The organism is Mucilaginibacter sp. OK098 (genome assembly GCF_900142915.1).
GTDB lineage: Bacteria > Bacteroidota > Bacteroidia > Sphingobacteriales > Sphingobacteriaceae > Mucilaginibacter.
Window position 1 is genome coordinate 343,266 of the sequence record NZ_FRCM01000009.1, and the last position, 6,105, is coordinate 349,370.

Consider the following 6,105-nt stretch of genomic DNA (forward strand, 5'->3'; position numbering starts at 1 on the left):
ACGCATCCCGAACCATTTTTCGCAAGATTTAAAGGAGCTCGCAGGTTAATTTGCGATATTTGCTTATAAACCCTAAATTTAAAACGCAGGCATCCCGGTCGCCTCCCTTAAATCAAAATAAATGAAGCTACCTAAAATAATTAATCGCACCATAGCGTTAGGGGCGTTATTTTATATGATATGGGGTATAAGCTCAGCCATGGCCCAGCCACCAACCCGCGACCCGCATGCGCCCGGTTATGTATCGGTCACGGAATTACCGGATGGCGTTAATCCCTCACCCAATTCCAATGGGAATTTTATTATCGGTCCTGCACATGATCCTGCACCAGAATCGACGGTACAGGCTAACGTACCTCAGGGGACTGTATACCGCTTTACCATATATTCAAAGGATAGCAAAATTTATCCCGGTATTGCCCGGGAACCAAATACATTTGGCACTCCGGATCCGGCAAACCCGGCTAAATTAATCGTCACTACAAGCCATCCGTCTCCCTACTCCCGTCAGGTGGCAGTGTATGTTCCAAAACAGTATGTTGCCGGCACCATAGCGCCGTTCATAGTTGGCGCCGATGGGCCTGACAATTTGCTTTTCACTGTATTAGACAACCTGATTGCAGAAGGCAAAGTACCGCCGATGATCGCCATCTCTATCGGTAATGGCAGCGGCGATGCCCAGGGCAGCGAACGGGGCCTGGAATATGATACGATGAGCGGCGTATATGCAGAATTTGTTGAAAATGAAATACTGCCGCTTGTGGAAAGCAAGTGCCAGGTAAAACTAACAAAAGACCCTGCCGGTCGCGCCACCATGGGTGGTAGTTCGGGTGGATCATGCGCCCTGATCATGGCATGGTACCATCCGGAGTTGTATCACCGCGTGCTCAACTATTCAGGTACCTACATAAACCAGCAATGGCCTTATAACCCGAAAACACCGCAAGGCGCCTGGGGATTTCATGAAACTATCATCCCGAAAAGCCGCCCAAAACCATTGCGAATCTGGATGGAAGTGGGTGATCGGGACCTCTTTAATCCAAACGTAATGCGCGACGGCATGCATGATTGGGTGCTTGCAAATGAAAATATGGCAAAGGCGCTTGCTGCTAAAGGCTATCCATACCAGTTTATTTTTGCCCGCAACGCCGGGCACGTTGATAATAAAGTAAGAAAACAAACACTTCCGGAAGCACTGGAATGGCTTTGGAAAGATTATCGCCCGGCGAAGGGTATGAAATGATGGAGCACTTTGCTTAACTAAAGCGTTCCACTTTTCACACGGAACACCCGGAACGCTGTGAAGCACGCTCATTATCAGTATTTTAATTTTGATCGAAATGCAAGTAGCTGATAATCAGGCGATACAAAATTGATGTTTTTGAATTTGTCGATATAATTTATTGATAATCAGTAATTTCATGTTTTCATTGGAACGAATACTATTTTGGAAATTTATTATTTTGAAGAAACTAAAAGCAATCAAATGAGAAATCTAATCTACGCAATCAACACCACCTTAGATGGCTGCTGCGACCATACTAAATTCTATCCCGATGAAGAAACGTTTGCGTATGTTGTACAACTCACGCGGGATGCTGACACATTCCTATACGGGCGTAAAACCTATCAGTTGATGGTTCCCTATTGGCCCGATGTGGCGAACGACCCTTCCGAGCAAGGAAACTCAGATTACGAATTTGCCCAGGCATTTAACGCCGTCGACAAAATTGTTGTTTTCTCACAATCATTAGATAGCCCTGAAGGAGAAAAAACGACAATTGTCCGCACAGGCCTTCAGGATGAAGTGCTTAAATTGAAACAAGGACAAGGCAAAAATATTTTAACCGGTGGTGTAACCATTCCTTCACAACTTGCAGCGCTTGGCCTAATTGATGAATATCATATTCTGGTTCACCCGATAGTTATAGGAGAGGGGAGACGATTGTTTGATGGGATCAACCTGCAAGAGAATTTGCAATTGAAACTTGTTGAGTCAACGGTTTTTAAGTCGGGGTGCGTCGCGCTCAGATATTTGAAAAGTTGAAGAAAAACCTGCAACATACATGATGTTTTTATAATCCGTCCCATCGCTAGCGCACGCGTGTCGCGTGTGCTCTGCGTGCCAGGTTACCATATGCGTATCACGTAATACTCGCTAATTTTTATATTGAGCGACTTGTCTATGTGCACACGCGACACGCGTGCGTTAGCAGAGGGGCGGAGCAATAATTAAATAAAGTAAGAGATTGATAGCTTGTTGTTCATACTACAGAAATAATATGGTTAATAATAATTACCAAATGATTAAAAATCAGCAATACACATTATTTCTGAGTTTGGATTTTTTTAACATCCTTTATTTGGTATGGCATAAATCACGTTGCCTGAAACAGATAAATCGAAGCCATAATTTTCTATAGCAGGAAGTAACAGTTTTTTCCATGTTTTGCCCATGTCAGATGATCGGAATATACCATCTGAGCAACCACATATTAAATATTTACCCATTTGTTTGATTGATGAAATACCCGATGAAGATTTAAGTAAGCCTATTTTTTTCATTAATAAACTACTCCAGGAAGGTTGAAGTTCTTCGCCTATGGCATTCCAGGTTTTTCCACTATCCAGTGAAATGTGTATGCTGTTTGTTTGGGTTATTGTGTTGTAGGCTATAGCAGCAAATCCTCCATCTATACGTTCCACAGCAATGCCAGCACCCCCTTCACTAATCACACGATCCCAGTTTTCACCATCATCGGTCGATCTTAATATTCCCTGTGAGCTGGCAGCCAGGAGTACACCGTTTGACTCTGCCATTTTCATTACCCAGCCTCCAACATGCACATATTTCCAGGTTTTTCCGCTATTAGTGGATTTATAAAGGGCGTTGTTGGAGCCGATAAAAACTGTGCCTCCCGTAGTTTCAAAAAAGCTGGATACTTGTTTTTCTTTATAATTCGTGTACATCCAATCTATCGTTCTGTTAAGGCGTACGGCTTGCTCTTGAAAATTTGTGTACATGGGCGACCAATCACTCTTTCCGTTTATTTTTTGTAAAAATTGCCCCCTGAAATTATATGCAAATATCCCGTTCTTGCCAGGGACAATATTACGCTGTTCACCAGGGAAAATTTCTTTTGTCCAAAAAGGAGTTGTGGAATTTGGTTCACTGTGATAAACCCCATTTCCGGCACGTAAATAGAGCCCACGGTCATTTGCAAATAAACCATCTCTCCACACACCTTCTCTCTGCAATTTTTCAGGCAGTCCTTCGCTAATGTCCTGCCATGTTTGTCCACCATCAGCAGATTTAAAAATGATGTTGACAATCGCCGATGATTTGCCTTCTTTTATTGGTTTCTTTTTTGCTTCCTTTTCTTTTAGCACAAAAGAATTTAGTAGAAATAATCCCACCAGGACGGCTGGAACAAATGCGAATAATCTTTTCATGTTTTTATTTTTTATATCCTGTAAAAATTGATTCAACAAAATTACTTTGATATATTTCAGTGCGGGGAATTTGGATTGTAAATAAAAATGTAAACTTTGTAAATAAAAATTTGACCCGCCTGCCCAAGTGTCTCACTGGGACACGTAATAATTTAAACGTCCCGCTTAAATTAAAAGGCAGGAGTTATTATTCATATGTAATACCAATCAGAAATTCAGCTAAAAGTTATTTATTATTTTAAGCGTAAGTTTTGGCATTCAAACTGCACAAAGGAACGGGCGGTGGATGGAAAGCAAACATTGCCCGAGGCGCTGGAGTGGCTTTGGAAAAATTACCGCCAGGGGAAGGTTCCGCAATGAAGAATATTTGTCAGAAAATCAGGTCTTTTATCACCGCATCAATTAAAGCAAAAACCTCTGAATTTTCGATTCAGAGGTTTTGATACTGATTGGCATCGCTTAAGTCGGGATGGCAGGATTCGAACCTGCGGCCTCCACATCCCAAATGTGGCGCGATACCGGGCTACGCTACATCCCGTAAGGGAGCGCGAAGGTAAGATTTTTTTTGATTTTCACACGATTATAAGATTTTAAAGATTAACATGGTCTGCTTATAAATCATGTTAATCCTACGAATCCTTAAATCGTGTAAGATTTTAAAGATTACCACGATCTGCCTTATGAATCATGTTAATCCTTAAAATCCCTTAATCGTGTTAGTAGATATACCTAACAAAAGCCTCCATAGCTTCATATTCAGCCATACCGAGTTTGTCATAAGCCCTGGCAGTTTCTCTTGTACGGTCTTCAGCTCTCACCCAAAACTCCCTGGCATCATCACCCGGGAATACAGGCCTGTCTTTTTGACTTTGGTGTTTGAAGATGGCATTCCTTTTCCTGATCACCTCCTGTGGGGATAACGGTACGGCCATTTCTATTTCATGGGTTTCAAACTCCAGCCAGGCACCCCGGTACATCCACAACCAGCAGTCTTTTACCCAGTCTTCCGTTTCCCTTAGTCTTTTTAAGGCGGCTATAATGATGTTAAAACAAACCAGGTGCGTTCCGTTCGGGTCGGCAAAGTCGCCCGCTGCAAAGATCTGCTGCGGTTTTACTTTTTGCAGCAGCTCAATGGTGAGCTTGATGTCTGCCTCGCCTGCCGTGTTCTTCTTGATCTTGCCGGTTTCATAAAACGGCAGGGCCATAAAGTGGATATGGTCGTCCTGTAATCCGGCATACCTTGCTCCCGAGATCGCTTCTGTCTTTCTTATAAATCCTTTTACATCCCTGATCTCTTTGGTATCTACCTGGTTGGGCTTTTTGGTCGGGATAAAGGCCCGCATCTCTTCATATACCTTTTTTAACTTGGTATTGTCATCGCCTATGCTGTTGTTAAAATCTATTGCAAATTCTACGAATCTTAGCACGTCATCATCCCATACGGCCGTATTGCCCGAGGTTTGGTAAGCTACATGCACATCATGCCCCTGGTCAACTAGCCGGATAAAGGTGCCGCCCATGGAGATCACATCATCATCCGGGTGGGGAGAGAAGATGATCGAGCGTTTCCTTGCAGGCTGTGCTCTTTCCGGTCTTTGGCTGTCATCCGCATCCGGTTTACCTCCCGGCCAGCCGGTAATGGTATGCTGCAGCTGGTTAAAAATATCGATGTTGATATTGTATACCGGGCCCTGCTCTACTGCAAGCTGGGCCATGCCATGGTTGTTATAATCTTCTTCGGTAAGTTTCAGGATCGGTTTGTTCAGGTTATCGGCCAACCAGATCACCGCTTTCTTTTTCAGACCGTTTTCCCATACGCAGTCTTTTACCAGCCATGGGGTATTGAACCGAGTTAATGAACTTGCAGCAGGTTCATCCAACACAAATTCCACATTATCCGAGAGCTGCAGGTAAGTAGCCGGTACATCACCGGAGATCTCGCCTTCTACCGCTTTTTTGATGATCGGCGCTTTCTTCCCGCTCCAGGCCATCAGGATGATCTCTCTAGCTTTGAAGATGGTGCCGATGCCCATGGTGATGGCCTTGGTAGGCACATTCTGTTTACCGCCAAAGTCTCTTGAAGCATCATTCCGGGTCAAATCATCCAGGGTTACCAGCCGGGTACCCGAGTTGGGCGCCGAGCCCGGCTCGTTAAAGCCGATGTGGCCGGTTCGGCCAATCCCTAAGATCTGCAGATCCAGTCCACCCAATGCGGTGATCTTTTTTTCATAATCCAAGCAAAAGGCGGCTACCGCTTCCTGGTCAAGGGTGCCATCAGGGATGTGCACATTATCTTTATCGATATCTACATGCGAGAACAGGTTCTCATTCATGAACGTTACATAGCTTTGTGCCGCATTAGGCTGCATGGGGTAGTATTCGTCCAGGTTAAAGGTGATCACGTTTTTAAAGCTTAAGCCTTCCTGCTGGTGCTGGCGCACCAGCTCGGCATATACCCCTATCGGGGTTACACCAGTGGCTAAGCCCAGCACGGTCTTTTCGCCTTTTGCAGTTTTGCTCTTTATCAGCTTGGCTATTCGCTGGGCTACTGCCAGCGATGCTTCTTTCTGATTGCTGTACACCGTTACCGGCAGCTTCTCGTAACGCGTCTCTTCTAGTAAATTTAATCTCGCCATTGGGTTGGTTGGGTTG

General features: G+C 44.3%; 4 protein-coding genes and 1 tRNA gene. 2 read left to right on the top strand and 3 right to left on the bottom strand.

Features of this window, described 5'->3' with window-relative positions; translation table 11 throughout:
- The first annotated feature begins 121 nt into the window (after positions 1-121).
- Positions 122-1,243 carry an alpha/beta hydrolase gene (locus BUE31_RS27370; RefSeq protein WP_083620409.1) on the top strand — a complete coding sequence of 374 codons (1,122 nt, stop codon included), beginning with the start codon at positions 122-124 and terminating at the stop codon, positions 1,241-1,243.
- 243 nt (positions 1,244-1,486) lie between these two features.
- A complete protein-coding gene (locus BUE31_RS27375) occupies positions 1,487-2,047 on the top strand; it encodes a dihydrofolate reductase family protein (protein WP_073407039.1) in 561 nt (186 codons plus the stop codon).
- 302 nt (positions 2,048-2,349) lie between these two features.
- Here the strand turns inward: BUE31_RS27375 and BUE31_RS27380 are convergent, their stop codons facing one another.
- The 3 genes from BUE31_RS27380 to nagB form a co-directional block, all read right to left on the bottom strand.
- On the bottom strand, positions 2,350-3,453 hold the full coding sequence (locus tag BUE31_RS27380) for a WD40/YVTN/BNR-like repeat-containing protein (RefSeq protein ID WP_234997918.1): 1,104 nt from the start codon (positions 3,451-3,453) through the stop codon (positions 2,350-2,352).
- Between the two features lie 464 nt (positions 3,454-3,917).
- Positions 3,918-3,991, bottom strand: a tRNA-Pro gene (locus BUE31_RS27390).
- Positions 3,992-4,169: 178 nt separating this feature from the next.
- Positions 4,170-6,089, bottom strand: a complete 1,920-nt coding sequence (gene nagB, locus BUE31_RS27395; protein ID WP_073407041.1) for a glucosamine-6-phosphate deaminase — start codon at positions 6,087-6,089, stop codon at positions 4,170-4,172.
- Between the last annotated feature and the right edge of the window lie 16 nt (positions 6,090-6,105).

What these genes read in the sequence shown, in the direction of transcription:
- nagB (WP_073407041.1), bottom strand. Translation starts at nt 6,089, where the DNA reads ATGGCGAGATTAAATTTACTAGAAGAGACGCGTTACGAGAAGCTGCCG.
- BUE31_RS27375 (WP_073407039.1), top strand. Translation starts at nt 1,487, where the DNA reads ATGAGAAATCTAATCTACGCAATCAACACCACCTTAGATGGCTGCTGC.
- BUE31_RS27370 (WP_083620409.1), top strand. Translation starts at nt 122, where the DNA reads ATGAAGCTACCTAAAATAATTAATCGCACCATAGCGTTAGGGGCGTTA.
- BUE31_RS27380 (WP_234997918.1), bottom strand. Translation starts at nt 3,453, where the DNA reads ATGAAAAGATTATTCGCATTTGTTCCAGCCGTCCTGGTGGGATTATTT.